Here is a 513-nt window from a genome sequence, read left to right as displayed (position 1 = left end):
GGACACCCAGATGTATAAGGCGCAGAAATTTGAAGATAATCAGACAATAGGTTATGTTCTAACTTTAATAAATGGACTTGCAGAGTTGTTGAAGGAAAAATATTGCTTATTTTTGTATCTATGGAAAAATAATATTTTTTATGGAGATATTCAAGCTAGTAAAGAGGATAAAGAGCTACTAGACATTATTTCTTACAGGTTTAGACAAACGAACCCATTAATATATAAATTTGATTCGGAAGATGATGTAAATTCTACTAATAATCAGCAACTCATTAGATTTTTTGTAGAAGATATAGATGCATGGTCTAAAGAAATAACTGATAGATGAGACGATTAAATTTTGAGAAGGTACACAAAGTGGAATGGCAAGAAAAAATGAATATATTACAATGATACTTAAATACTTAATGGGTTTAAAAACATTATTCATTTGCTTACTCCTTTTAGAGTTATTATATCATTATAAAAAAAAATAGCCCCTAAGATCTAAATGTTAGATCTTAGGGGCTC

At 28.7% G+C, this 513-nt stretch carries 1 protein-coding gene; it reads left to right on the top strand.

Translation table 11 applies throughout. From position 1 onward, the window contains the following. On the top strand, nt 1-331 hold a 331-nt coding region (locus tag BABA_RS13820), incomplete at its 5' end, for a hypothetical protein (RefSeq protein WP_007085815.1). Nucleotides 332-513 lie beyond the last annotated feature (182 nt).

This window comes from Neobacillus bataviensis LMG 21833, from assembly GCF_000307875.1.
GTDB lineage: Bacteria > Bacillota > Bacilli > Bacillales > Cytobacillaceae > Neobacillus > Neobacillus bataviensis.
The sequence above is the reverse complement of the archived record's forward strand: the minus strand, read 5'-3'. Positions and strand labels throughout refer to the sequence as shown.